18 protein-coding genes and 1 pseudogene are annotated in these 24,756 nt (G+C 59.3%); 5 read left to right on the forward strand and 14 right to left on the reverse strand.

The window, feature by feature from the left end:
* Window positions 1-469: 469 nt before the first annotated feature.
* The 4 genes from AC1DPX_RS08325 to AC1DPX_RS08340 form a co-directional block, all read right to left on the reverse strand.
* A complete protein-coding gene (locus AC1DPX_RS08325) occupies window positions 470-1,489 on the reverse strand; it encodes an ATP-dependent DNA ligase (protein ID WP_477235834.1) in 1,020 nt (339 codons plus the stop codon).
* Window positions 1,486-4,155: a DNA ligase D gene (gene ligD, locus AC1DPX_RS08330; protein ID WP_477237457.1), complete on the reverse strand. Its 2,670-nt coding sequence runs from the start codon at window positions 4,153-4,155 to the stop codon at window positions 1,486-1,488. Before ligD ends, AC1DPX_RS08325 begins: the two co-directional genes overlap by 4 nt.
* 276 nt (window positions 4,156-4,431) lie before the next feature.
* On the reverse strand, window positions 4,432-5,973 hold the full coding sequence (locus AC1DPX_RS08335; protein WP_477235836.1) for an alpha,alpha-trehalose-phosphate synthase (UDP-forming): 1,542 nt from the start codon (window positions 5,971-5,973) through the stop codon (window positions 4,432-4,434).
* Window positions 5,974-6,138: 165 nt separating this feature from the next.
* Window positions 6,139-8,169 carry a sensor histidine kinase gene (locus tag AC1DPX_RS08340; RefSeq protein WP_477235839.1) on the reverse strand — a complete coding sequence of 677 codons (2,031 nt, stop codon included), beginning with the start codon at window positions 8,167-8,169 and terminating at the stop codon, window positions 6,139-6,141.
* A gap of 311 nt (window positions 8,170-8,480) precedes the next feature.
* On the opposite strand from AC1DPX_RS08340, the gene AC1DPX_RS08345 reads away from it, so the two are divergent.
* Complete coding sequence (locus tag AC1DPX_RS08345; RefSeq protein ID WP_477235841.1) at window positions 8,481-9,350, forward strand: alpha/beta fold hydrolase; 870 nt, start codon at window positions 8,481-8,483, stop codon at window positions 9,348-9,350.
* Between the two features lie 61 nt (window positions 9,351-9,411).
* Here the strand turns inward: AC1DPX_RS08345 and AC1DPX_RS08350 are convergent, their stop codons facing one another.
* The 4 genes from AC1DPX_RS08350 to AC1DPX_RS08365 are packed head-to-tail and all read right to left on the reverse strand — an operon-like array spanning window position 9,412 to window position 11,721.
* Window positions 9,412-9,747 carry a hypothetical protein gene (locus AC1DPX_RS08350; protein WP_477237459.1) on the reverse strand — a complete coding sequence of 112 codons (336 nt, stop codon included), beginning with the start codon at window positions 9,745-9,747 and terminating at the stop codon, window positions 9,412-9,414.
* Window positions 9,747-10,106 (reverse strand): hypothetical protein, encoded by a 360-nt coding sequence (locus tag AC1DPX_RS08355; protein WP_477235843.1) that lies wholly within the window; start codon window positions 10,104-10,106, stop codon window positions 9,747-9,749. The genes AC1DPX_RS08350 and AC1DPX_RS08355 overlap by 1 nt, the downstream gene beginning before the upstream one ends.
* Window positions 10,106-11,326: an NRAMP family divalent metal transporter gene (locus AC1DPX_RS08360; RefSeq protein WP_477235845.1), complete on the reverse strand. Its 1,221-nt coding sequence runs from the start codon at window positions 11,324-11,326 to the stop codon at window positions 10,106-10,108. Before AC1DPX_RS08360 ends, AC1DPX_RS08355 begins: the two co-directional genes overlap by 1 nt.
* The gene (locus AC1DPX_RS08365; RefSeq protein WP_477235847.1) at window positions 11,323-11,721 is read right to left on the reverse strand and encodes a hypothetical protein; all 399 of its coding nucleotides are present in this window, start codon (window positions 11,719-11,721) and stop codon (window positions 11,323-11,325) included. The genes AC1DPX_RS08360 and AC1DPX_RS08365 overlap by 4 nt, the downstream gene beginning before the upstream one ends.
* A gap of 348 nt (window positions 11,722-12,069) precedes the next feature.
* Between AC1DPX_RS08365 and AC1DPX_RS08370 the strand changes: the two genes are divergently transcribed.
* Window positions 12,070-15,309, forward strand: a complete 3,240-nt coding sequence (locus AC1DPX_RS08370) for a DEAD/DEAH box helicase (RefSeq protein WP_477235849.1) — start codon at window positions 12,070-12,072, stop codon at window positions 15,307-15,309.
* A 176-nt stretch (window positions 15,310-15,485) separates the two neighbouring features.
* Here the strand turns inward: AC1DPX_RS08370 and AC1DPX_RS08375 are convergent, their stop codons facing one another.
* Window positions 15,486-15,767 (reverse strand): hypothetical protein, encoded by a 282-nt coding sequence (locus AC1DPX_RS08375; RefSeq protein WP_477235851.1) that lies wholly within the window; start codon window positions 15,765-15,767, stop codon window positions 15,486-15,488.
* A gap of 353 nt (window positions 15,768-16,120) precedes the next feature.
* Between AC1DPX_RS08375 and AC1DPX_RS08380 the strand changes: the two genes are divergently transcribed.
* Window positions 16,121-16,651, forward strand: coding sequence for a YciE/YciF ferroxidase family protein (locus tag AC1DPX_RS08380; RefSeq protein WP_057143607.1), 531 nt, complete (start codon window positions 16,121-16,123; stop codon window positions 16,649-16,651).
* A 59-nt stretch (window positions 16,652-16,710) separates the two neighbouring features.
* Here the strand turns inward: AC1DPX_RS08380 and AC1DPX_RS08385 are convergent, their stop codons facing one another.
* Together AC1DPX_RS08385 and AC1DPX_RS08390 are read right to left on the reverse strand one after the other, a co-directional pair.
* Window positions 16,711-17,391 (reverse strand): cysteine hydrolase family protein, encoded by a 681-nt coding sequence (locus tag AC1DPX_RS08385; RefSeq protein ID WP_477235853.1) that lies wholly within the window; start codon window positions 17,389-17,391, stop codon window positions 16,711-16,713.
* Complete coding sequence (locus tag AC1DPX_RS08390) at window positions 17,330-17,575, reverse strand: hypothetical protein (protein WP_082583231.1); 246 nt, start codon at window positions 17,573-17,575, stop codon at window positions 17,330-17,332. Before AC1DPX_RS08390 ends, AC1DPX_RS08385 begins: the two co-directional genes overlap by 62 nt.
* Window positions 17,576-17,809: 234 nt before the next feature.
* On the opposite strand from AC1DPX_RS08390, the pseudogene lov reads away from it, so the two are divergent.
* A pseudogene (gene lov, locus AC1DPX_RS08395) lies at window positions 17,810-18,828 on the forward strand (blue-light-activated histidine kinase).
* 162 nt (window positions 18,829-18,990) lie between these two features.
* On the opposite strand, the gene katE reads toward lov, so the two are convergent.
* The 3 genes from katE to AC1DPX_RS08410 are packed head-to-tail and all read right to left on the reverse strand — an operon-like array spanning window position 18,991 to window position 21,930.
* The gene (gene katE / locus AC1DPX_RS08400) at window positions 18,991-21,105 is read right to left on the reverse strand and encodes a catalase (RefSeq protein ID WP_477237461.1); all 2,115 of its coding nucleotides are present in this window, start codon (window positions 21,103-21,105) and stop codon (window positions 18,991-18,993) included.
* A gap of 35 nt (window positions 21,106-21,140) precedes the next feature.
* The gene (locus AC1DPX_RS08405; protein WP_477235855.1) at window positions 21,141-21,608 is read right to left on the reverse strand and encodes a DUF6894 family protein; all 468 of its coding nucleotides are present in this window, start codon (window positions 21,606-21,608) and stop codon (window positions 21,141-21,143) included.
* A 13-nt stretch (window positions 21,609-21,621) separates the two neighbouring features.
* A complete protein-coding gene (locus AC1DPX_RS08410; RefSeq protein WP_477235857.1) occupies window positions 21,622-21,930 on the reverse strand; it encodes a hypothetical protein in 309 nt (102 codons plus the stop codon).
* Between the two features lie 415 nt (window positions 21,931-22,345).
* On the opposite strand from AC1DPX_RS08410, the gene AC1DPX_RS08415 reads away from it, so the two are divergent.
* Window positions 22,346-24,742 (forward strand): FdhF/YdeP family oxidoreductase, encoded by a 2,397-nt coding sequence (locus AC1DPX_RS08415; protein ID WP_477235859.1) that lies wholly within the window; start codon window positions 22,346-22,348, stop codon window positions 24,740-24,742.
* Window positions 24,743-24,756: the final 14 nt, after the last annotated feature.

Genomic DNA, 24,756 nt, shown 5'->3' on the forward strand with positions numbered 1-24,756 from the left:
CCGCAATTACGCAAACAGTAACGCTCATTGGCGCACGTGCAGCGCAGTAACCGGAGGACTCCACAATGACGCAATCGACACCGATGCCACCTAACCCAATGGTTGAGCAGCCTGCCAGCGAGGTTTTTCGGACCATCAACGGGGGAGAGCTCCCGCTGTCTAAATCCGGTCAGCAGCAGGCGCTGCAACCTCAGCACTCACCGAAGGCACCAAGCGGGTATGAGAACTTTCGGTGACGCCGAACGAGTCACTGCAGCGGAATTTGGCTCGGCGGATTAAGGAATGGATAGTTCCAGGCGGATTGACGCGCTGATCGATTAGCGCCGCCGCCGGAGCCAGTGGGTCGTTGCGGGAATCACGCCAGAGGCCCAGCCTAACTACGAAAGGAGGTCAAGAAGCGAACACTGGGCAGTCGAGCGCATGGGGCTAAGGTTTGAGCGCAACGCGCGCTACAGACCGCGTGCCGATTTCATGTTTTCAGCATCTGTTCGAAGGTGCACTGCTTGGGATTCTTGTCGGGGCGCCATCGCAGAAATTTGGTACCGTGCCGGAAGCGATCATTCGTGACGTGATCGAAGCGAACTTCGACCACCAATTCGGGGTGAACCGGTTCCCACTCCCCACTCCTCTCGGTGCTCCAGCGGCTTGGGCCGCCCGGAGCCTTGCCGGTAAAACCAGGAGGCGACCGCAAAGCTTCGAGTTGTCGGGTCAGCTGCGGTCGATCCTCCCGCGCGATTGTCGACGTGAACCCCACATGGTCGAGCTTGCCCAGGTTATTGTAGAGACCCAGCAGCAAGGAGCCGACCTCACGCGCATTTGCCAGATAGCGAAAGCCTCCGACTACGCAATCGGCTGTACGCAGCCGTTTGACCTTGACCATGGCGCGTTCGCCGGGCCGATATTCGTCGTCGACAAGCTTGGCGACAACGCCGTCCGTCGAACCATGACCGGATGCGCCAAGCCACTTCGTTGCTGTCGCCAAATCCCGAGTACAAGGAGACAGTTCGATATCGGCATGACCAGCCGATTCTGCGAACAGTTCCAGAGCTTGGCGCCTTTCGGACAGCGGCTGGTCCATCACGTTGAAGTCCGCCCTAGCCAGCATATCAAACAAGATCAATCTGGCGGGGGTTTCGACTGACAGCTTTCGAACCCTGCTTTCCGCTGGATGCAATCGCATCTGCAGCGCATCGAAAGAGAGCGCGCCATTCACCTCGATGACGATCTCACCGTCGACCACGAAATCAGTGGCCCTCAGAACACGCAGCATCGAGACGACTTCCGGAAAGTATCTGCCGAGCGGCTTGCCAGACTTTGCCCTCAGGTCGACCTCATCGCCAGCTTTGAAGGCAAGGCAGCGGAAGCCGTCCCATTTGGGTTCGTACTGCCATTGGCCAGCGCTGTCAGGCAACGTGGCGGCGGCCTTTGCCTCCATCGGTTCCGTGTCCAATGGGACGGCGAAAGACGGTTTTGCATGTTTCGATGTCATGCCGCTAGCTTTGCTGAACCGAGCCGTTTGATCGCGCTCGCGATAGACCTTTCGCCATCGTCGTAGTCGGCCCAGGCAACCGTCTTCTTCAGCAACCCCGGCACGGTGCGGACTGTGTATTTTTTCGGGTCGAGATCCGCCTTCACCTGGCTCCAGGTCAGTGGCATGGAAACAGTTGCACCTTCTCTGGCACGCGGTGACAGGGGTGCAACGGCCGTCGCCATGCGATCATTGCGGAGGTAGTCGAGAAAGATCCGGGACGTCCGCAACTTCTTGGCCATGTTGACGAGGTAGAGATCCGGACGGTCCGCCGCCATTTGCACGCACACCGCCTTCGCGAAGGCCTTGGCCTCGGGCCAGTTCGTTTTGCTGCGCTGGCCGGCCAGCGGCGTCACAACGTGCAGGCCCTTGCCGCCCGTGGTCTTGCAAAAGCTGACCAGCCCCAAATCTTCGAGACGGTCGCGCATCTCCTTGGCGGCCGCGACAACTTCGCCAAAGGAAACCTCCGGACCGGGATCCAGGTCGAAAACCAGCCTGCCGGGAACCTCGGGATGAGCGGGGTGGCAATTCCAGGGGTGCAGTTCCAGGCCGCCGATCTGGGCGATCGCAGCCAGGCCCTCGACGCGGTCGATCTGCAGATACGGCTTGTGGTCGCCGAAGACTTTCACCAATTCCAGCAGATTGGACGTGCCAGGCATGGCGTGGCGCTGGAAGAACTGCTCGCCGGCGTAACCGTCCGGCGCGCGCACGAGTGAACAGGGGCGGCCCTTGAGATGCTTGATCATCCAAGGGCCAACGGCCTCAAAGTATTCCGCGAGGTCGAGCTTGGTGACTGGCTTCCCGCCATCACCGGCATTCGGCCAAAGCGGCTTGTCAGGTTTCGAGATGATGACGCCCATGACGATTGGGGTTTTTCCGGTCCGGCCGGACCCTCTGGCAGGTTCGGCAATCTGCGTCTCTTGTGGATTGGCGGGACGCTCCGCCTCTACCTCCTTTGCTGGCTTGTCTTCGCGAAGGCCCTTGAAGGCCGCCTGCCTGACATTGCCGCCGCCGGTCCAGCCGGCGAACTCGATTTCCGCGACCAGTTGCGGCTTCGTCCAAAAGACGGTTGAATCCTTTTTCGGTGCGCCATCGCCTGTAAACGGCGACTTCGCTGTCTTCATCTCCTTCAGCCGCGGCAGCAGCTGCTTGACCTTTGCCTCGCTGTATCCAGTCCCGACACGGCCGACATAGGCGAAATGTTCGCCCCTGTTGACGCCGACCAGCAATGAGCGGAATTTTCCGTTGGTCGTCGACCAGCCGCCGATAACAACCTCATGCCCGGCGCGGCATTTCGACTTTGCCCAGGTGTCGGTTCTGCCCGAGACGTAGGGTGCATCAGCTTTTTTGGAGATAATGCCTTCGAGTTCAAGTCGGCAGGCAGACTGCAGCACAGCGTCACCGCCATTGGTGAAGTGCTCGACATAGCGGATGAGGTTCTCCTCACCGCGCTCAACCTCGCCGATCATCTTGCTTAGCCTTACCTTGCGTTCCGAGAGCGGCAGCTTTCGCAGATCGACACCGTCCGAAAACAGCAAATCAAATGCAAAGAAGATCAAATCCTTTGTCCGGCGCTCCGACAACGCCGCTTGCAAGGCGGCGAAATCCGGTGCGCCATTTTCGCCGAGCGCCACGATCTCACCATCCACGATAGCGTTGGGAAGGCTGGCCGCCTCTTTGGCAATGGCGCCGAACTTCTCTGTCCAGTCCAGGCCTTTTCTGGTCTTCAGCGTGGCGACGCCATCTTCGACCCGCAGCTGGACGCGATAGCCATCGAACTTGATTTCGTGAACCCAGTTTGCTCCTACAGGCGGCCGGGAGAGCGTCGCGCAAAGCTGTGGTGCGATGAAGTCGGGCATCTTGACCGCATCGGCACGAACGGCGCGTTTCGGACGTGGCGATGCTTTCGGCGACGGCTTTGGCGATGCCTTTGACGACTTTGCGCGTTCCTCGGCGGCGAGGCCGCGATTGCTGTCCCACACGGCGTCCGAATCGGGCACCGATGAGCCTTGCATCATGAACGGCTTCGGGCCGGCCCCCTTCCCGGCTGCAATCTTTTCCATGCTCCGGCCCGAGGCGACGGACCGGTCCTGCATCAGCACTGCGTCGCCATTGCCATCAGTCGCGTATTTGTCGCGGTGCTTGATCAAAAGCCAGTTGGTTCGCTTTCCGCCATTGCGGTCGTGCTTCATGCGCACGAGAACGAAGCTTCCATGCAGGCGCTTGCCGTCAAGCGTGAATTTCAGATCGCCTTTCTCCAAGGCTTGTTCAGGAGACATAGCGCCTTCTGGCTCCCAATATCCACGGTCCCACAGCTGCACGGTGCCGCCGCCATACTGTCCCTTTGGGATCGTGCCTTCGAAGTCGCCGTAGTCCAGCGGATGGTCCTCAACCTCTACCGCAAGGCGTTTATCCTGGGGATCGAGCGATGGACCTTTGGTGACGGCCCAGGACTTGAAGACACCGTCGAGCTCGAGGCGAAGGTCGTAGTGGAGCCGTGTGGCTGCGTGTTTCTGGATTACAAACCGTAGCCGGTTTGATTTCGCGATCAAACGCTCGCCGCTGGGTTCTTTCGTTTTGGTGAAATCGCGTTTGGTACGATAGGTAGATAGCTCGCCCTTTGTCATGGAAATGCCCCCGGCTGATGACGCAACGCGACTCAACGTCTTTGACGACATTTGGTTCGGTCCGCGGCGTTCCAGTCCGGTTTTGCAGTGTTCCGGTTGGAACTCTGGCGCCGCCTGCTTCGGAAACGGCGGCGCCGGATATTTCGCGCACCAGCCTGCATCGCGCCGCCGAACTTGGTAATTCCGCATGAAAGCGGCCTGCTCGCCGCCACACAGCTGCTTCCCTTTGTAAACTCGGTTTAGTCAGGCCGCTTGCAGGATTAGTGCGAACGCACACTACCCCTCGCCCGCGAGCGCGGCGAGAAATGATCGCCGCCATTCTGCTGCGTCATTGCGCTTGATGCGCTTGAGCAGTGCGCCGTGCCTAGCAATTCGTTCATCAAGTGGCATCACGAGCGCTTTTGCGATGGCATCGGCAACCTCGTCAACCGCATAAGGATTCACGATCAGGGACTCCGCAAGCTCTTCCGCCGCACCTGCAAAACGAGACAATACAAGCACTCCGGGATCGGCTGGATCCTGGGCGGCTATGTATTCCTTTGCCACGAGGTTCATCCCGTCACGCAAAGGCGTGACCAAGCCGACCTGGCTAGCGCGCAACAGACCAGCTAGCCGCGAGCGCGCTACGGCTCGGTGGATGTAGCGGATCGGGGTCCAGGCCAGATCGGCGTACTTCCCGTTCACCGCGCCAGCAGTTGCCTCTAGCTGTGACCGGATGTCAGCATAGGCGCTAACCTCCTCGCGCGTGGGCGACGCAATCTGCAAATAAGTTGCCGCCCGCTCTTGTTCAGGGTGCCTTTCCAGGAGGCGAGCGAAAGCCTGCATGCGGCCGGGCAGACCTTTGGAGTAGTCCAGCCGGTCGACGCCGATGATTTGTTTCAGTCCCAGAATCTGGCGGCGCATGGAATCAATCTGGACATCCTCGGCCGCGTCGTTGGCCATGCGAGAGAATGAATCGACGTCGATGCCTATTGGGAAGCACTTCGACAACACTGTCCGGCCATTTGCCTCAGCTGCGCCGTTGGTATCAAAGGTCGTGGAATTGGTGGCCTGCACCGAGCGCCGAAAATTCGCCACGTCCGTTTCGGTCTGGAAACCCACAACGTCATACTGAAGCAGATCGCCGATGAGCTCTTCATGGTCGGGTGTGGCTGCAAACAGGTCAGGCGGCGGGAACGGAATGTGCAAGAAAAAGCCGATCCGATTGCGGATTCCGAGCCGCCGCAACTCGGCGGCCAAGGGGATAAGATGGTAGTCGTGAATCCAGATTAGGTCGTCGTTGCCCGACAATAGTCCCACGAGCGCTTTCGCAAACCGCGCATTGATCTGCCGGTAGGCGGCTAGAAACTCTGCCCGGTGGTTCACCAGGTCTAGCCGATAATGGAACAGCGGCCATAGCGTACTGTTTGCGTAGCCGTTGTAATATAGCGAATACTCCTCGCGCGGCAGGATGAGCGCAGCCGTCTCGATCCTACCCAAGCGTTCGAGGCGGATCAGCGGTTGGTCGCTCGCGACAGAGTCCTGATGTTCGTCGCTTGCTCCGAGCCATAAGCCACCACGCTCGGCCAACGCATCCTCGACACCAACCGCCAGCCCGCCAGCTTGCGACAGATCGCGAATGTTACCCAACCTATTCGAGATGACAACCAGTCGGCGCGCAACGTTGGCGATTTGCCTGGGCTCGGCCAATCCGCCCTGGCCATGAGTGGCATCGCCAGACCTTTGCGAGGTAGCGAGACTTTCGTTGGGTCGCTGGAACAAGGCAAATCCTGAGCTTGAAGACCGCTTGGCAACGGTCTGGGCATCCGATTGTTCCACGAAATTCGCCGTAGATTGTATTGCTATGCCACGCAAATTCGGCCTCGCGCCGGCCATGCCAGAAATGCGCACGCAACGACGAAAGACCTGCGCGCGCCAGGGAGTTGGGCCGGAGCCAGCGTCCGCAATCCCACTCGGCGTAGTGTCTCACATTGAGATGAGCTCTTAGGTCGTTGCCCCCGCAATTGTCTGCCTGGAGAGGCTCACATGGAAAACGCAAAGCAGGCCGGATGGCTCGTATCGCAAGACAACTCCGCCAGATTGCTCATCGTCGAAAACGCGCGTCAACAATTGCGTACCAAAGCCCTTGCGCGTTGCAGGTATGACCGGAGGCCCTCCTGACTCACGCCATTCCAGCTTGAGTTTACGCCCATCCTCCTCGCCGGTAATCGTCCAGGCGATTGAAATTGTCCCGGCCCCGTTGGAGAGCGCCCCGTACTTGATGGCGTTGGTCGTGAGCTCATGAAGTGCCAAAGCAAATGAAAGCGCTACGGTTGGCGCAAGCCAGACATCCTCCCCGCTGATCCGAAAACGGTCGAGCGGTGCGTGCGCGGTGATCGAGTTGGCGATCAGATCGCCGAGGTCCGCACCGCTCCAATTTTGGCGTGTCAGGGCATCGTGAGCCTTCGCCAGCGAGACGAGCCGGCTGGACAGGTTGCGTCCTGCCTCCGGCAGATCCGCGGCGTTGCGGATTGTCTGGGTGGCGATCGACTGGACAACCGCCAGCGTGTTCTTCACCCGGTGATTGAGTTCGTTGAGCAGCAGCTGACGTTGCTCTTCGCCACGCTTACGCTCCGAGATATCCAAACTGATTTGCACGGCACCAATGATGGATCCGCTCGGATCGCGGATCGGACGTGCGCTGGAGAGCAGGTAACGGTGAACACCCGACGGCAGAATGTATGCAAATTCCTGGTTGTCGATCGTCTCACCGCGCATCGCCCGGCTCAAAGGACGATCTTCGCGAGCGACACGCTGCCCGTCCTTGACGGCCACTGTGTCAATAACGAGATCGGGTTCGCCGAATGACTTGGACGTTACTGTCGGTAGACCCATCAACTCGGCCGCGAAGCGATTTCGGATAACCTGGCGAGCTTGAGGGTCATAAGTAAACCATACGGCTGCCGGCACCGTCTCAAGCACGGTCTGCAGCTCTCGCGTGCGTTCCGTAATAGCGTGCTCTGCATTGACCATCGCCTGGGCGATCGTGGCGAACTCGGCGACCGAGGTGGACATTGGCCGAACTTCGCGGCCATTACCAAGCGACTCTGCGCGGCCAGCAAGATCAATCGTGGCTTGGGTCAGCTTTTTTCCAACGATGTAAGCGAGGGCAAGGGAGATGAGCAGCGCCGCCGCGCCAATTCCACCAATCGCTGCGAGCGAACGCCAAAGCGGCGCCTGGACTTCCGAGAGCGGCACATTGGCGGTGTAAAACCATCCAGAGTACGGAGAACGGTAGTAACCTGCCAGCAGCGTTGTCCCTTCGAAATTGCGGGCCGTGAAACTGCCATGAGGCCTGACGATTTTTTCGACGTACTCCGGCAACCCAGGCTTTCCCGTCATCTCCTCGTGTTGCTTCGACCGTGCGACGTAACTGCCGTGGCGATCGCCAATGCCCACAGTCCAGCCTTGCGGCACGGCGGGCAACATGACATCGCGAATGCGGGCAGTCGGCACGGATACCGAAAGCAGCCACTCTTCGCCGTTCGGTCCGGACACGCGTCTCTCGACCGCCGCCCGATAGTCCGTGGTGTCTTTGGCCGCGAACACATTGCTGACCGAGATGCCGCCCGATTTCAGCTTTTCGCGCTCGTCGGTCGTCACAGGGTCGACGGGCGGCAATGGCTCTCCCTGTGCAATCTGTGTGTTTGCAAGTTGGCGGCCATCGAGGTCGCGCAATGCGATGATCTTATCCGTGCCCTGCGCAAGCCGACGCGCTTCATCCTCAAACGCTTTCAGATCCCCCTTTGCGAGAGACCCCGATTTTGACAACCCATCGAGGATCGTCTGTAAATTGAGGAGTTCGGCCTCGACCACCAAGGAGACCTGTCGTGCCGTCTGCAATGCATCCTGTTCAAAGCGGCTTTGTTCATGAAGCGCATATTCTACAAGGAGGTAGGCAGCAAACAGCCAGACTGGCAAAACGGCCACCGCGATGAGACCAAGCAAATGAGCCCGAGCCGATCGACGAGGCATGCCACCCTCCGGAAATGGGCTAACCATAGAGACAAGAAAACAAACAACAAGGGACAGCGCGGAGGCATGAGAGCGCCAGCGATACCCCGAGGTTTAGTTTGCTTTGATACTACCGACCGGCGGCTCTGCAACGGCTTGCAAGCTTTTCGCTCCATCAAGTGTTGATGGCAAGGACAAATCTATCTGACGGGGAGCCCGTCACGTCCCGGGATTATTCCGACTGGGGCACGGAGAAATGGCGATCCCGCCGTGAACCGTTCCTCGGTGAGAAGGTTTTATAAGCTCATGGTTGACCCGTGGGTAGATGGTACATGTTCGACAACTTCGAGCTTGAAATGATTGATACCGAGGGCGGACCGATACGGCTTCGGCACGGCGGATCTGGGCCGCCTCTCCTTTTGATCCATGGCCATCCTCGCTCGCATATGACGTGGGGCCAGGTCGCGGACTTGCTGTCAGCACATTTCAGGATCGTGTGCCCCGACCTTCCGGGCTTCGGGCGCTCCTACATACCGGCCGATGACCCCGAGAGCAGGTTATCGTCCAAGCGAGCAAAGGCTTCGGCGCTGGTTGAGATGATGGAAAGATTGGGCCACCACACTTTCTTCGTCGCCGGGCATGATCGTGGCAGCCTGGTCGCTTTCAGAATGGCGATGGACCATCCCGACCTGGTGCGAAAACTGATTGCCGTGGATGGATTGCCAGTCATCGAGCATCTGGAGCGTGCCGACTGGAAATTTGCCCGCGATTGGTACCACTGGTTCTTCTTCGCTCAACCCGAGAAGCCAGAACGGGCCATCCTGGCAGACCCAATGGCATGGTACAGCGCCTTGCGGCCAGATCAGATGGGACGTGAGGCCTATGACGAGTTGGTTTCCTTCATCCACGATCCTGCTGTCGTCCATGGGATGATCGAAGACTACCGCGCAGGTGTCAGGATCGACCATCGCCACGACCGTGATGATCGAGATGCAGGCCGGAAGGTGCGCTGTCCGATGCTTTGCCTCTGGTCGCTCGACGATGACTTGGAGCAGATCTATGGCGATCCGGTCGCAATATGGAAGCACTGGGCCGACGACGTGGGAGGCTTTGGGATAAAGAGTGGGCACCATGTCGCAGAAGAAAATCCAGCCGCTCTCGCAGCAGCATTCAAGGCCTTTCTCCAATATGATATCGGTTGATCGATCGCCGTTGCGTGCCAGTTACTGATCGTCTGAAGCTCGACTGACCGGTGACCGGACCTCAGCGTTCGACCCGCACGCTGGATTGCATCGCTGCGAGCTCCTGCTCGGAGCAGCGAAGGACGGGCCGCGCGGGGTCGGAAATGTCAAGCTTGTCCCACGGAATCCGATAGATCCCTTTGCGATGGCGCAGCCGGACGAGGTCGAGCAGGGCCGTGCCGATTGACGAGGCGGACAGACGCTCGAACACCGCGAAAATACCGACATGATACTCAGTGACGACAAGGTCGTCGCCATCTGCTTCGGCGACGATCTCTTCCAGATGGCCGATGCATTGACCCTCCTTCGAGAATACGCGCCGACCTGCCAGTTGGTCGAGATTTGCGGTTGCCATCATCAAGCTCCCGGAATCCTTCCGACGACGTGGTCGCGCAACCAGCCCTGCCAGTCAAAAATCGCAGTCTTGCGCACATCGACATCGACCTCGATGTCAAGGCCGATGTCGCGAACCTTGCTCCATGCCACCCGATGAGGCTTGGCATGGCGTTCGCCCCCCAGCTTGGCGGCCAGAATGACCATCCAGCGTCCAGGGAGCGGTCCCAAGCGGCGCGCCAGCGCAATCGAGCCGATCTCGACGGCGATGATCCTTGGGGGCTTACCTTGTCTCAACTGGGCCACTATCCCGTCCACCTTGCCGATCTTGACCTGATTGCGGTCGACAACCTGCTTGTCCAAAACGTCGCGTATCATGAGCATCAACTGCCTCCAAATATTTGCAGGGGAATGGTGACAACCGCGAGGATGAAGCCAAGTGCGATAACAAAGAGCACTGCCGCGTTGGAGATCACGCCGTTGCGATGTTCGCCCATATAAGACCGGTCATTGAGCAGAAAAAGAAATGGCACGACTGCCAGAGGCAGGCTTGCGGCCGTAAGGGCCATTGAAAAGATGGTAAGCTTCAGCGGATCAAGGCCGAGCGCAATCGGAATGGCGGCCGCGAAGATTGTGACGGTATAGACAATCGTGAAGCCTGGATCCTCGCGAGGCTTGCGGTCCTCGCCCCAATTCCATCCGAACCCCTGCGCGACGAGGTATGCCTGCTGAAGGGCGATCTCGACCGTCGCGCCGAAGCAGGCGATGCCGAGCGACGCAACGAACAGCACAAAGCCCCAGAAACCGAACACCGGAGTCAGCATCAATGGCAATTGGTGGTAATCGTCCACTTGGGTGATGCCGTTTGCTCCAAGCACCAGCGCAGCGACAATAAGCACGGCTATGGAGATGGTCCCGCCGAAACTCATGCCGAGCCCGGCAATGGCGCGATTGATACCGAGATAACTCTTGTCCCATTTGTCCTCGATTGCACCCGCGGAATAGAACATGAAGAGATATGGCGAGATGGAAGCACCCAGAATGCTGACAGCCATAAACCAGTAAGTAGCGGTGTCGTGATGTGGCAAGGAAGGCACCGAACTGACGGCGACCCGCGTCCAGTCGGGCTTGAGGAGGACCGCCGCTACGACGAAGCAGAGCGTTACCAGCCCCAACAGCGAAACGCCTTTCTCAATCAGGCCGAAAGTGCCTTTCCACAGCAAGAGCCACGCAATGAAAGCTACCGGCAGCGCCCACCATTGGAAGCCGATCCCGGTGGCGAGTTCAGCAGCAACGGAGACACCGCCGATTTCAGCAGACAGCACCAGGAAATTGACCAGCAATGTACTGACCAGAGGCCAAAGGAACGCATTGAAGCCGAAGCGCTCGCGAATGCCGTCGGCTATCGTGTGCTTGCTGACGGCTGCGAAACGGCCGGCCATCTCCACCAGGAAAATAATGCAGATAGTCCCAAGGAGAATCGCCCAGACCAGCTGAAAGTGGAACAATGCACCGGCCTGGGCTGCTGTCGCCAACGATCCGACCTCAAGGAATCCGCCAACGCTGGTCACCACGCCGAGCGAGATTTCAAGCAATTTTTTCATGGATTTGGCGCTTGATCGGCGGGATCTGCCATAACGAACTTGGCAATGACAGTTCGAAGCTCCTGACCGGCCTGCCCCGCTTGTGCTCTGTCGCCGCTCGTGACGGCATTTTCGGCCCGCTCGGCAGCGGCTGTGAGTTGTCGCGCCAGTCGCCTGGAGGAGTCCGAACCGTCCGCCGTTTGTAGTTGCCGATCGTAGTCAGCTAACGCTTCGGCCAAAGACCGCAACGTGGCTCCCGCATAGTGGGAAGGTGCGGCGCCGGCGGTCCAACTGTCGATGACCATGATCGCTGAACTGGCGGTGGACTTGGCGTTCTGCGCCTGCTTGTCTTCAGCATCGGACGAAGAACAGGCAGCTACGCCGGCGAGCAACAAAGCCGCCAGCAGACGCGACATGATGGTATTGGCGAACGTTACGACGCTGCGTGACATCGGATGCGTAAAGCATTGCGGTCGAAAAGGTTCCGCAAGCGTTCGGCTCAGGAACTACCCTCCCTGCTTGTGATCGCCACGTTCGCCGCGATTTCATTACGGGCTTTGCTAACGACCGTATCCGGAGGCCCGACTGCATCCTGCACGTCCTGCCGCCGAGGGGTCACTCGCGAACGGTCGAAGAACAGCCACTCGCACGCTGTCCGTTGGCCGCCGCATTCGGGCTACACGCCTTCTCGGAGCGCGCCCGCCGCCTTTGGAACACACCGTGCGCAAGCTCGTTAGAAGCGGGCAACCTCGGACCGATATTTCATGAAACGACAAAAAAACTCAAAACCGCCGATCGACGTGGTTGGGTCGAGCACGCTTTCAGAATCGGGTGTTCCGAGCGAAGCACACGCAACAAGATCGCGTCGTATACCAGCTTCGGCGATTGCCGCGCGGCTGCTCCAGGCCGTACGGGATAGCGGCGCGGATGACATGATTTTCATCGCACGGAGCGAGAACCAGGCCGAAGAAGTCTCAATTTCTTTCAAGCAGTTTATGCCGGAAACGCAGGTGATTTTATTGCCGCCGTGGGACTGCCTGCCGTACGACCGTATCCAGCCATCGCGTGAAAGCATGGGACGACGCGCAACCGCGCTTCTCGCTTTGGCCAAGGCAGCCAACAATCGCGGTCGCCTGGTCGTCATGTCACCCGAGGCGGCGCTGCAGCGCTTTCCTCCCGCCGATGCCATTGCGAAGGCCTTCACATCCCTGGCCACCGGCGACCGCGTTGATGTTGAGGCATTTTGCGATCGCCTGCAGACTTATGGCTACCTGATGGACGATCGGGTCGACGAGCCTGGGGAATTCGCCTTGCTTGGTCAGGGCATCGAGGTGTTTCCATCAGGAGCGCCACATCCCTATCGCATTCTAATCGAACGTGGAGCTGTAGACAGCATTCGTTCATACAACCCTGTGTCGCAACGCACAGATGAGAGTTTCGAGACCATCATGCTCGCGCCTTCGACGGAGTTGCTGGAATGCAGCTCAGCGCCGGCTGGACCTACGGAAGCACAATGCATGGAAATGCTGATGGTCGGGGCCGGGTACAAGCTCAACACCATTTTCGAACTCTTGTCGCACGCCCGTATCGCAATGGAGCCGGCTGTGGACGAACGCTTCGACGCCGCGATCGCGTTGATCAATGACGCCCGCCGGATGCGCGACAGGCAGCAAGGCCGCAAGCCGACCTCGGAGCGCTTCTACCTGGATCGCCCGACCCTTGATAAGCACCTGGCGAAACGTCGGATGAAGATCGATTTGCAGGGCTTGTCGCCAACGCCCGATTTTATCGTTGAGGTCAACCCGTCAAAGGCCATGGGGAACTTTATTGCCGAACAGATCCAAGGTGGCCGGCGCGTCGCCCTCGCCGGCCCTGCGGTGGACCTCGATCGAATGGTCAAGACGCTGCAGCGTCATCTGACGCTTGATGTCGGCCACGCCGAAAGCTGGGCATCGGCACTGGGCGCCGAGCCCGCAACCTTGGTCAGCCTCAATGTCGATATCGATGACGGCTTTGTCGATGACAAGGCCGCTCTTGCGGTCGTATCGGCCGCCGACGTCTTCGGTACACGATTAAACCCGGGAGATCATGGAGCCCCCTCTCTCGCTCAGGAGCCAGAGTTGCGAATCGGCGACGTCGTTTTGCATGAAGGTCACGGCATCGCCGTTCTGCGAGACCTTGAAACCGTCGAGGTCGAGGGGATGGTCACCGATACCGTACGGCTTGAATATAATGGAGGAGCCACGCTTCTGGCGCCCGTAGAGGAATTCGGCCGCATCTGGCGTTACGGGGCCGATGAAGAGGCAGTGACACTCGACAGGTTGAAAGGGGATGGCTGGGCCAAGCGCCGGGCACAGCTCGACATGGAGATTGCTGAGGCGGCAGAACAGCTTGTCAGACTGGCTGCCGAGCGTGACAGAACTGGTGCCCGAGCGTTGAAACCACCGCGTATTCCTTATGCTCGTTTCGCCGGAAGGTTCCCTTATCCGGAGACCGCCGATCAGGCCGAGGCGATTGCCGCAGTCATCGACGACCTGTCATCTGGCAAGGCGATGAACAGGTTGATTTGCGGCGATGTTGGTTTCGGCAAGACTGAAGTGGCCTTGCGCGCTGCCGCCGTTGTCGCGTTGAATGGTTGTCAAGTCGCGGTCGTCGCACCGACTACAGTGCTGGCGCGCCAGCACTACGAAACATTTTCCCGCAGGTTTGAGGGCACCGAGGTGAGTGTGGCCCTTCTTTCGCGCGTCGTCAGCGAGGCCGAGTCAAGAAAGGTCAAGGCAGGGCTCGCCGACGGATCGCTTCGAGTCGTCGTTGGGACGCAGGCAATCGCGGCCAAGGACGTCACCTTTGCCGACCTCGGTCTGCTCGTTATCGACGAGGAGCACCGCTTCGGCGTCAAACTCAAGCAAACGCTTCGCGGCCTCGGCCAGAAGCTGCACGTTCTGTCGATGAGTGCCACTCCCATACCGCGTACGCTTGCGGCAGCCATGGTTGGTGTGCAGGAAGCCAGCCTGCTTTCTACGCCACCGGCAAGGCGGCGTCCGGTGCGCACAGAACTTGCCCCATTCGATAGAGCGTCGGTCAAGACAGCACTGATCCGCGAGCATCGACGGGCTGGCCAAAGTTTCTGCGTGGTCCCACGCATTGAGGACATCGAGCCCACGCTTGCTGAACTGCGCAAATTGCTGCCCGAATTATCCGTGCTGGTGGCCCATGGCGACATGAACGCCGCCGAGATGGACGAGGCTATCGTGACCTTTGCCAACGGGGATGGCGACATCCTTCTGTCGACAAACATCATCGAGAATGGCCTGGATGTGCCACGCGCCAACACCATCGTCGTGTTTCGAGCGGACCGGTTCGGGATGGCTCAACTGCACCAGTTGCGCGGCCGTGTCGGCAGGGGGCGGGTGCAAGGTTTGGCATACTTGTTAACCGAGGCTGGGAAGGACATCGCGCCGCAAACGCGCTCGCGGCTCTCGACACTGCTCGCTTTCGACCGGCTCGGTTCAGGGCTTGCCATCAGTGCCCGCGATCTCGACCTGCGCGGCGCGGGCGATCTGGTTGGAGAGCAGCAAGCCGGCCACATGAAGTTGATCGGGTTGAGCCTCTATCAGCGGCTGTTGGCGCGGGCGGTCGATAAGGTGCGGGGTAATGATGACACCTCGACCCTTGAAACCGAGATCGAACTGCAATTCTCGGGCACTCTTCCGTTCGACTATGTTTCCGAGGCTGTGGTGCGCCTCAATCTCTACTCGCGTCTGCAACGCTTTGAGACCCTCGCTGAAATCGATGCTTTTGCCGAGGAGCTTGAAGATCGGTTTGGAAAGCCGCCACCTGAGACGGCCATGCTACTCGATTTCGCACGCCTCAAGGTTGCGGCGGTGAAGGCCGGCATCTCCAAGATCGGCGCTGGCCCCCGTTGCCATAGCCATCGAATTTACGACGCCCGGTTCCAAATCCTACAGCCGCTTGGCCCAGCGCACGGACTGCGTTCGYCGTGACGGGCGGCTCATCTTTAAGATCGCCACCCAGCCCGGGCCGGAGCGGTTGGCCGCTGTTCATGAACTGGTGCTAGACGCTTTGGAACCAGCCCATCCGGCGTGATCGAAGCTCAACACTGGCTGGGCAGGTCCACAGACGATACCTCGTCCCACTGAGGGCCTGCCACGGCGAGCGCCTAGCGCGATACTGGCTGGTCCGCTGGCAAATCCGACTGAACTTGGCTTCCTTCACTGATCGATATGATCCCGTGCTTGAAAAATACCGTGTTTGTCTCCCGGCCGGAATGCTCGAGCTCTCGCGGCCTGACAGCCAGTTCGCAATAGCCTTTCGTGCTGCACTGGTCTACGAGGCTCGACAACCGGGCATTCTCGCTGCTGGCACGAAATTGCCTCCCATCAATCGTGGTCACCACAAAATCAGTCACCTTGTTCTCCCATGGCCTGGTGAATTGTTTCATTGATGTCTCGGATTCGCTCGGCTTGCCAGTCGGCCTCCCCGACACAAGAACGATGCGTAACCCGCGCCGAAGCAGTTCGTTCCCCTGCAGCGTCGGTGAAGCCCCCGTATGTCGCCCTTCGTCGTGCATCAAGGCGGTCATCCGTTGAAACGCCCAGCAGCAAACAGGAGTTCAAACGATAGCATCGAGCAGGTGCGCCGAGCACAAAAGTCGGTCACGTTTCGCGTCGCTTTGGAGGGGTTCTCGAGGCTAAAAAGAAAATTGATCTCACCTGATTTCCGGAGGAACCCGGTGCGACCATCCGAGTTGGATTAGCACCCGAAGGGGTGATTTCAACCAAAGGAGATTGTCAGATGGCAGCCACCAAGAAAGCCAGTGCCGGCACCAAGGGCCTCGAGGATCTGTTCCTCGACGGCCTCAAGGACATTTACTACGCCGAAAAGAAAATTCTCAAAGCCCTGCCGAAGATGGCCAAGGGCGCAGAGGACGCCCAGGTGTCCGCCGCTTTCGAGAAACATCTTGTCGAGACGGAGGGCCAGGTCGAGCGACTTGAGCAGGTGTTTGATATCCTTGGCATCGCTGCGCGCGGCAAGACCTGCCCTGCGATCGACGGCATCATCGAGGAAGGATCCGAAATCCTGGAGGAATACAAGGGTTCGACCTCGATCGACGCAGGCCTTGTAGCCGCCGCGCAGGCGGTCGAACACTATGAGATCGCACGCTATGGCACGCTGATCGCCTGGGCAACATCGCTGGGCAAGGATGACATCGTCGAACTCCTCAACGCCACACTCGAAGAGGAGAAGGCCACCGACGATGCCCTGACCTCACTCGGTGAGTCCGGCGTGAACGACAGGGCGGCCGAGCAGCAAAAAGCGGCTTGATCTACGCACTTAAAAAAGGGCCACGGCGACATCGTCGTGGCCCTTACCGTTAGGATCGGTCACCCACCAATCCAACAGTTTACAAGCTGCTCAGTGGTCGCGGTCTCGATATGCTGGCCGTAGCGATTGCTGAACAGCCCGATCATGGCATCATGGGCCTCATCCGAGGCGCTGCAGACCGCATCCTGGACCACGATGGTACGCAAGCCATAGTCTGCCGCGCCCAACACCGTCGAAAGCACGCACATATCTGTTTCGCCGCCGGTGACGATTACGGTGTCGCAGCGCCGCTGCGCCAGTAGAGTGCGAAGGTTCGAGCCAAGCCAAGGCGAATACACCGGCTTGTCTACAACTGGCGCCGGCGGCGTAAACGCTCGAAGTTCCGGGACCAAGTCCACCTTTCCCGGGCCAAGGCGCTCAAGCGTCATGTCTGCCCATCGTTCATAGTAGCGTTTCCAAGTCCCCTGCCCGGCGCCGGGCCGCCTAGCCGGTATAAACCGCGTGAAGACCAATCTCGACGGCTGTGTGCTGCAAAGATCTACGATCCTGGGAAGCACACGGTCCATCCATGGCAACGACCATTGCGACGGTTCGCGGAACATCGCCTGCATGTCGACGCAGATGTGCACTGCGTTGCTGCCAATGGGTTCCTCGCGCAGCGTAGGGTCAGCGGCCATGTCAGCGCGAGATCGAAAATTGTGGCGGGGATTGCTGCGCATCGAACGCAACACCCAGGCCATGAGCCACGGCGCTTGCGGCGATCATGTCGTCGAGCTCGCTTCTGGAAACCGGACAGGCTTTCATGACAGTCAGGACAGCCGCTGCTGCCTGCCTCACCGACACAACATCGTGCCGCTTCTTCCGCACCTCGACGTACTGCTCGATAAGCATTTTGAGGCGGCGCTCCTCTACCTCGTGTGACATCTTGATCCTCCACCCAGATCAACCGCGACCGGCGGTGCCCTTGTGGCACCCGCCGGGATTTCGATTGCTGTTAATTTGCGGCCCCGATCCTTGTTCCACCGCTCGGGCAGAAGGGCGTCAACTTCGTCAACGATTGTCGCGACCAGATTGGCGTCCGCAGCGAATTCGCCAACGATCGGCAACGCTTTTACGCCTCTCACGTTCAAGGTTTTAGTCGGTACCAAGGAAGCCTTAATGGACGAAAAAGACCTGTCCCATATTCACGGTGATCAGCCGGCCGCGGTGACGGCGGATGCGCTGCCAGACCGCAAGGAGTTGGCGGCCACAGCGTTTCAGCGGACACGCATGCCGATGGTGGTCACCGATGCCACACAGCAAGATTACCCTATAGTCCTGGCAAACGAAGCTTTCCTGAAATTAACAGGATACGATGCAGGAGAGGTTCTCGGCAAAAACTGCCGGCAACATCCAAAATCGCCGTTTCCGAAATACGAGCCGCGATAAGAGAGGAGCGCGAGGCCAGTGTCGAACTCCTCAACTACCGCAAGGATGGATCGCCCTTCTGGAACCAGCTCCATTTCAGCCCAATTCACGATGACAGCGGCCGTGTTGTGTATCACTTCGGCTCTCAAATCGACCGCACAGACTATCGCAGGATCCAGTCTCTGGAAGACTCCGAGCACCGGCTTCTTCTAGAGGTAGACCATCGCGCCAACAATGTGCTTGCGCTTGTCGACAGCATCGTTCGGCTTACTCGATCGGACGACGCTGCCTTGTATGCGGCCTCCGTACAGCAGCGTGTGCAATCTCTGGCCCGAGCCCACACTTTGCTTTCCCGGCGCGGCTGGCATCAGATTCCGCTACGGGAGGCCATTCGCACTCAGATAGAGCCCTACGGGGCGTCACGGGCAGTTTTGAGCGGCCCAGAGATCATGCTTGCAGCTCATGCGGTCCAACCGCTTGCGTTGTTCATTCATGAGCTCGCCGTAAACGCGGCGTCGCATGGCTCGCTCTCGCACGACACCGGCCAGGTCGCAATCAGTTGGAACGAAATCCCGCAAACCAAAGGGCTCGCGCTCGTTTGGGAAGAAACGGGAGGCCCGCCGCCTGCGGGCATCCGAAAGGCAGGCTTTGGCACCGTGATCGCCGAAGCTACGATACGGCGGCAGCTTCAAGGATCTACCGAGCGCGAATGGTTAGATCGCGGCGTTCGAATCGTCGTCGAAGTACCTAACGTCACCAGCGAAACGTAGCAACCGTTCATCCCACATGAGCGGGCAGTCGTAGCGGCAAAAGCTGCGTCGGTCAGCGCCGACACGATGTGCACACCATTCGGAGCTGTGCTCTGTCAGAAATTCAGCAAAATGAAGGGCCCACTTTGCGGGCTCCTCTTTTGCAAGCCTGAAGACGCGGCCTCACAGCTTGACTGCGGCTTCCCGCGCCCACAGCCGCAGACCCCTGCAACTTTCAATGAAATCCGTGGCACTCGCCTTGTCAGCCAGCGGCAGCATTCCCTCGTCAGCCCCGGGCTCGACGCCCGCTTTGGCCAGAAGCGGCACGGCGCCGGGCGTGAAGCCGATGAACTTGCAATGGGAAAAGGCATCCGCCACGAAATCGCGAGCCGCTGCTTCGCCGGCCAGCAGATTGGCACTCTCTTCGGTGAGCAGGATGGCGACCGCGTCAAACAATACCGATGGGCCGCCATCGATCATATGCTTAGCCACAATCTTGGTGCCATCGCTGGCCACCGCGCCGCCGACCTTTGCCGCGATAACTTCCATGGCGGCCCCCTCATTCTCAATGGCAGCCTGCAAGGCTTTGAAGAGACCGGCGTCCGTGCCGGTGCCGATCAGGACGCCAACCTTGCGGCCAGCAAAGCTCTCCGGGCCATTGGCAATGATGCTCAGCGCTGGCGAGGGCTCGAGATCCGTGCGCGGCGATACAGCGGCGTCGGCCGGCTTCGGCATCTCGGTGATGCCAAGCTTGTCGGCGACCGTGACAGCCAGTCCCTCATCGATGTTCAGCAAGTGCGCGATCATCCGCTCGCGGATGGCTGGGGTTTCAACCTTGCTCAGTTCAAAGGTCAAGGCCTGAGCGATGTGGCGTTGCTCGGGTGGGGTCTGGCTGTTGAAGAACTGAGCGGCCTGGCTGTAGTGGTCGGCGAAACTTTCGGGCCGCAGCCGGACCTTCTGGCCCTCCTCTCCGTCAGCGAAGGACCGAAACCCACGCTCCGGGGATTCGCGCGGGCCGACGCCGAATGAATTCGGCTGGTAGTTGGCCCGTCCAACCGGATTGCGCATCGCCATATGGCCGTCCTGCTGGAAATGATGGAATGGGCATTTCGGCGCGTTGATCGGCAGATGCGTGAAATTGGGGCCGCCCAGGCGTTTCAGCTGTGTGTCGAGGTAGGAGAAGTTGCGGCCCTGCAGCAGCGGATCGTTGCTGAAGTCGATACCAGGCGGAACATTCTGGGTCATGAACGCGACCTGTTCGGTCTCGGCAAAGAAATTGTCCGGCATCCGGTCGAGAACAAGACGCCCGACAGGTATCGGCGGCAGGATCTCCTCCGGAATGATCTTGGTCGGATCGAGGATGTCGAAGTCGAAATTGTCGGCAAACTCCTGGTCGAACAATTGCAGGCACAGCTCCCATTCGGGGAAATCGCCTGATTGGATGGCGTTCCAGAGGTCCCTCCGATGAAAGTCGGGATCGGCGCCGTTGATCTTGACGGCTTCGTTCCACACGACTGATTGCATGCCAAGCTTGGGCTTCCAGATGAATTTCACGAAGGTCGATTCATCGGCCGCATTGACGAGCCGGAAGGTGTGCACGCCGAACCCTTGCATGAAGCGGAAAGAGCGCGGGATGGCGCGATCCGACATCACCCACATGATCATGTGCATCGATTCCGGCGTCAGGCTGATAAAGTCCCAGAACGTGTCGTGCGCCGACTGCGCTTGCGGGAAGTCACGGTCAGGCTCCGGCTTGACCGAATGGATTACATCGGGAAACTTGATCGCGTCCTGAATGAAGAACACCGGGATATTGTTTCCCACGATATCCCAGTTGCCCTCTTTGGTATAAAGCTTCACGGCAAATCCCCGGACGTCGCGGGCAAGGTCGAATGACCCCTTGCTGCCGGCCACCGTCGAGAACCGCACGAATGCCGGCGTTTTTTCTCCAGCTCGCTGGAAGATGTCGGCGCGCGTATATTTTGCGAGCGACTCGTAGGTTTCGAAAAAGCCGTGGGCGCCATAGCCACGCGCATGCACTACCCTCTCAGGAATGCGCTCATGGTCGAAGTGGAAAATCTTCTCGCGGAAATGAAAATCCTCGATCAGCGTGGGACCACGTGCGCCGATCTTGAGCGTGTTCTGGTCATCTGAGACCGGGCCGCCCTGGGCTGTTGTCAGGACGTCAGTGTCGCCCTCCGCAACTTGATGCAATTCCCCGCCTTGGCCTCTGGCCAAGGTCAAGTCGTGGACGGTGGCTGTCGGTGCGTTGGCTTCGGCTGCTGGCTTACGCGGCATAGTGCTCTCCTTTGAAACGCTTGAGAATGACGGGTTCAAATTTCGGACTGAGGTCGTTGATCCAGCTCGGCGGCGGCGCGTTGCAAGTCGGAAAAATCGACCGTGGCGACGATGTCACCGCGACGGTCACGCGCCCTGACGGCCCAGCCCACCGGTGCTTCACCCCGAGACAGGGCGTCTTTCCACAAATCCTCCGCCGAGCGCCTGCATTCGTCGCGCACCGCGTCCAGATCGGGAAAGACCAGGCCACTCACGTCACGGATCTCCCCATTGTCATGATACTCAAGCCGATACTCATCCCCCGCATCGGCTATTCGCTGTTCGCCAGAATTCTCTTCCTCGACACCAAATTTGGCGGCATGCAAAAGCATGATCTTGGATTTTTCGATCAGCTCTTCAGGGGATAAAACCGCCGGTTGCGCGACAGTGACGAGTATATTGTCACCACCCTCGCCGCGGAATTCCACCACGTTGTTGGCAACGATGATTTCCAGAACCTCCATACCTATGCTCCCTTCACATCTGGTCGTTGTAAGGCTGTTTGGTGATCCCAACCTGCTTGGCCAACTCTGAAAACGGTGGCACGCCGGCTTCGAACTGGCTGGTGTTCGCGAGTTGCAGAAGGCGCAAAGGGAAGCAGACGGCATCACGGTTTGCCGGTGACATGTCCTCGAACAGGCGCTCGTCGCCGGTGAACGAGGTTTCCGCGGTTTTCAAGGCCCTATCGATATCATCGATCGAGAGGAGTCCCTTCCGTACCAGGGCATTGTTGACCGCTGCGACCGCCATCAGCAGCCCCTCCAGCTGTAGGTTGGCGACGTTCATGGATTTTTCTCCATCACATACGTCCGATGGTGGGCGGGACAACGGGTCTGCTAGCTGGACGCGCCATGGCGGAATCTCCTTCGGGACGTTCGACAACTTTCCACACGAGACGAGGTTCCAGAGCCGCCATGCATCCCGAAGCGGCCGACGCAACGCTTCTCCGACGCCAGGAATCGGTGGCAAAAGTTGAGGAAAACGAAGTCGGTCCCATGCGTGGAACCGTCAGGCAGATCCCAAGTTTCATATTGCCGGGAAACGTCGATTGGCCTGCCTTTCGCATTGTCGCGCATGTCGCAGCCAGCAAGTCATCCCGTGCCGGCGGGAGGACGCCGTGGGCGAGGTAGCGTTGCTTGCGCGTCCACGGCAAATGAGAGCGAGACCGACGGAAATCTCGCTGTGGCAAACGAGGCAGGAAATGGCGTCGAACACGAGAACAGCCACTATCAAGCCGTATAAAGGGCCCGCCGGTGGGTGGGGCTCAGCGAAATCCGTGGCTGGTGTCCTCCTCAAGGAACATGTTCCCTCGAAAGGGAGCCGATTGCTGTCGACGCAGAACAAGCCCGAAGGCTATATGTGCGTGAGCTGCGCCTGGGCAAAGCCGGCGCAGCCGCATCCGCTCGAATTCTGTGAGAACGGCGCCAAGGCGACAGCCTGGGAAACCACGTCGCGACGTGCAGGCCCGGCGTTCTTCGACAAGCACACGCTGAGAGAACTCGAGCGATGGTCGGATCACGACCTCGAAGAGGAGGGTCGGCTGACGCACCCGATGCGCTGGGACGCTGCCAGCGACAAATATGTGCCGGTCGAATGGCCCGCTGCATTCGAAGAGATCGGCAGGGAGTTGCGCGCTCTGGACCCGCATCAGACTGATCTTTACACATCCGGGCGGGCGTCACTCGAGGCGAGCTACATGTACCAGCTGTTCGCGCGGATGTACGGCTCCAACAACATGCCCGACAGCTCGAACATGTGCCATGAAAGCTCCTCCGTTGCGCTTCCCGAGAGCATCGGCGCATCGGTCGGCACCGCCATTTTGTCCGATTTCGAGAACACGGACTGTATATTCTACATTGGCCAGAATGTCGGGACATCCTCGCCACGCCTGCTTCATGATCTGCAAGACGCAGTCAACCGAGGCGTGAAGATTGTTACTTTCAACCTGCTGCGGGAGCGCGGGCTGGAGCGCTTCGTCAATCCGCAATCACCCGTCCAGATGCTGACCGGGAAAGAGACACCGATTTCGTCGCAATATTATCAGGTCAACAACGGCGGCGATATCGCAGCGTTGTTCGGCGTCTGCAAGGCTCTCATCGAAGCAGACGACGCCCTGAAGGCCTCCGGTCAAAACCCTGTCGCCGGACGCGATGCGACGCCAAAAGATCCGGACAACGCAGCCATGATTGCCTTTGCGGCATCGATGGCATCCGCTGCCAAGAAGCACGTTCTCGATCACGATTTCATCAAGGAACACACGACCGGCTTCGAGGAATTCGCAGCAGCTGCGCGCGCCCACCAATGGAACGAGCTTGAGCATGTATCGGGGCTGGCACGCGCCGAAATGAAGGAGGCCGCCGCCACCTATGCCAACTCAAACGCAGTCATGATGGTCTACGGCATGGGCCTGACACAACAGCTCATGGGCGTCGAGAACGTTCACATGGTCTGCAACCTCGCGCTGCTGCGCGGCAACATCGGAAAGCCCGGGGCGAATATTTGCGCCGTTCGCGGTCACTCCAACGTGCAGGGCCAGCGCACCGTCGGGATTACGGAGAAGCCCGGCCTGGCGCCCCTCGACAAACTTTCCGAGCTCTATGGCTTTGAGCCGCCGCAATGGACCGGCCGCTCGACGGTGGAAACGTGCGAAGCGATTATGACGGGTCAGTCCCGCGCGTTTATCAGCCTTGGCGGCAATTTCCTCAGAGCGGTGCCAGACACCGCGGCCATGGAAGAGGGATGGCGCAAACTTCGTTTGAGCGTTCAGATAGCCACCAAACTCAACCGCAGCCATGTTCTGCACGGAGAGGTCGCATATCTGCTGCCGTGCCTTGGCCGCATCGAACTCGACCAGCAGGCGAGTGGGCCGCAAGCGGTGTCCATGGAAAGCTCGATCGCTCATTTCCATGGTTCGCGGGGCAAGACCAAACCGGCAAGCTCTGAACTTCTGTCCGAACCGGCCATTATTGCCGGCATTGCCAAGGCTACGCTTGGGCAAACCAAGGTCCCATGGGACGCCTGGGTTGGCGACTACGCCGAGATCCGCAATGCCATTGAGCGGACTTACCCCGAAACTTTCAAGGATTTCAACGAAAGGCTTTTCAAGCCCGGTGGATTCGCGAGACCGCTGCCGGCGCGCGAGCGCAAATGGGTGACGAAAACAGGAAAGGCGAACTTTATCACCCCGGGCAAGCTTTTCCCCGACTTTTCAACCGCCGACAGAGCAGATGTTTTGCATCTCGCCACGCTGCGCTCCAACGACCAGTTCAACACCACCATCTACGGCTACAGTGACCGCTTCCGTGGCGTTGAAGGCACGCGCCGGATTGTATTCATGAATGCACAAGACATCGCTCGCCTGGGCTTCGTCGATGGTGACATCGTCGACATGACGACAGCAATCGATGACAGCAGCGTTCGCAGCGTCGGTGGCCTCAGGATCGTCCGATACAACATTCCCAAGGGCTGTTGTGCGGCTTACTATCCTGAGACAAATCCGCTGTTTCCCTTGGCGCATCACGATCCAAAGTCCAAGACCCCTTCGTACAAACTTTTGCCAGTGCGTTTGAGCCGATCAACCCTGTCCCAGGATGGTTGAGTCCCTTGTAGGCG

This window comes from Mesorhizobium sp. 01N446 (genome assembly GCF_056399285.1).

What these genes read in the sequence shown, in the direction of transcription:
- AC1DPX_RS08390 (WP_082583231.1), bottom strand. Translation starts at nt 17,575, where the DNA reads ATGTCACACGAGGTAGAGGAGCGCCGCCTCAAAATGCTTATCGAGCAG.
- ligD (WP_477237457.1), bottom strand. Translation starts at nt 4,155, where the DNA reads ATGACAAAGGGCGAGCTATCTACCTATCGTACCAAACGCGATTTCACC.
- AC1DPX_RS08410 (WP_477235857.1), bottom strand. Translation starts at nt 21,930, where the DNA reads ATGAACGTCGCCAACCTACAGCTGGAGGGGCTGCTGATGGCGGTCGCA.
- katE (WP_477237461.1), bottom strand. Translation starts at nt 21,105, where the DNA reads ATGCCGCGTAAGCCAGCAGCCGAAGCCAACGCACCGACAGCCACCGTC.
- AC1DPX_RS08350 (WP_477237459.1), bottom strand. Translation starts at nt 9,747, where the DNA reads ATGATGGCAACCGCAAATCTCGACCAACTGGCAGGTCGGCGCGTATTC.
- AC1DPX_RS08325 (WP_477235834.1), bottom strand. Translation starts at nt 1,489, where the DNA reads ATGACATCGAAACATGCAAAACCGTCTTTCGCCGTCCCATTGGACACG.
- AC1DPX_RS08345 (WP_477235841.1), top strand. Translation starts at nt 8,481, where the DNA reads ATGTTCGACAACTTCGAGCTTGAAATGATTGATACCGAGGGCGGACCG.
- AC1DPX_RS08355 (WP_477235843.1), bottom strand. Translation starts at nt 10,106, where the DNA reads ATGCTCATGATACGCGACGTTTTGGACAAGCAGGTTGTCGACCGCAAT.
- AC1DPX_RS08360 (WP_477235845.1), bottom strand. Translation starts at nt 11,326, where the DNA reads ATGAAAAAATTGCTTGAAATCTCGCTCGGCGTGGTGACCAGCGTTGGC.
- AC1DPX_RS08380 (WP_057143607.1), top strand. Translation starts at nt 16,121, where the DNA reads ATGGCAGCCACCAAGAAAGCCAGTGCCGGCACCAAGGGCCTCGAGGAT.
- AC1DPX_RS08375 (WP_477235851.1), bottom strand. Translation starts at nt 15,767, where the DNA reads ATGAAACAATTCACCAGGCCATGGGAGAACAAGGTGACTGATTTTGTG.
- AC1DPX_RS08405 (WP_477235855.1), bottom strand. Translation starts at nt 21,608, where the DNA reads ATGGAGGTTCTGGAAATCATCGTTGCCAACAACGTGGTGGAATTCCGC.
- AC1DPX_RS08340 (WP_477235839.1), bottom strand. Translation starts at nt 8,169, where the DNA reads ATGCCTCGTCGATCGGCTCGGGCTCATTTGCTTGGTCTCATCGCGGTG.
- AC1DPX_RS08365 (WP_477235847.1), bottom strand. Translation starts at nt 11,721, where the DNA reads ATGTCGCGTCTGCTGGCGGCTTTGTTGCTCGCCGGCGTAGCTGCCTGT.
- AC1DPX_RS08385 (WP_477235853.1), bottom strand. Translation starts at nt 17,391, where the DNA reads ATGGCCTGGGTGTTGCGTTCGATGCGCAGCAATCCCCGCCACAATTTT.
- AC1DPX_RS08415 (WP_477235859.1), top strand. Translation starts at nt 22,346, where the DNA reads ATGGCGTCGAACACGAGAACAGCCACTATCAAGCCGTATAAAGGGCCC.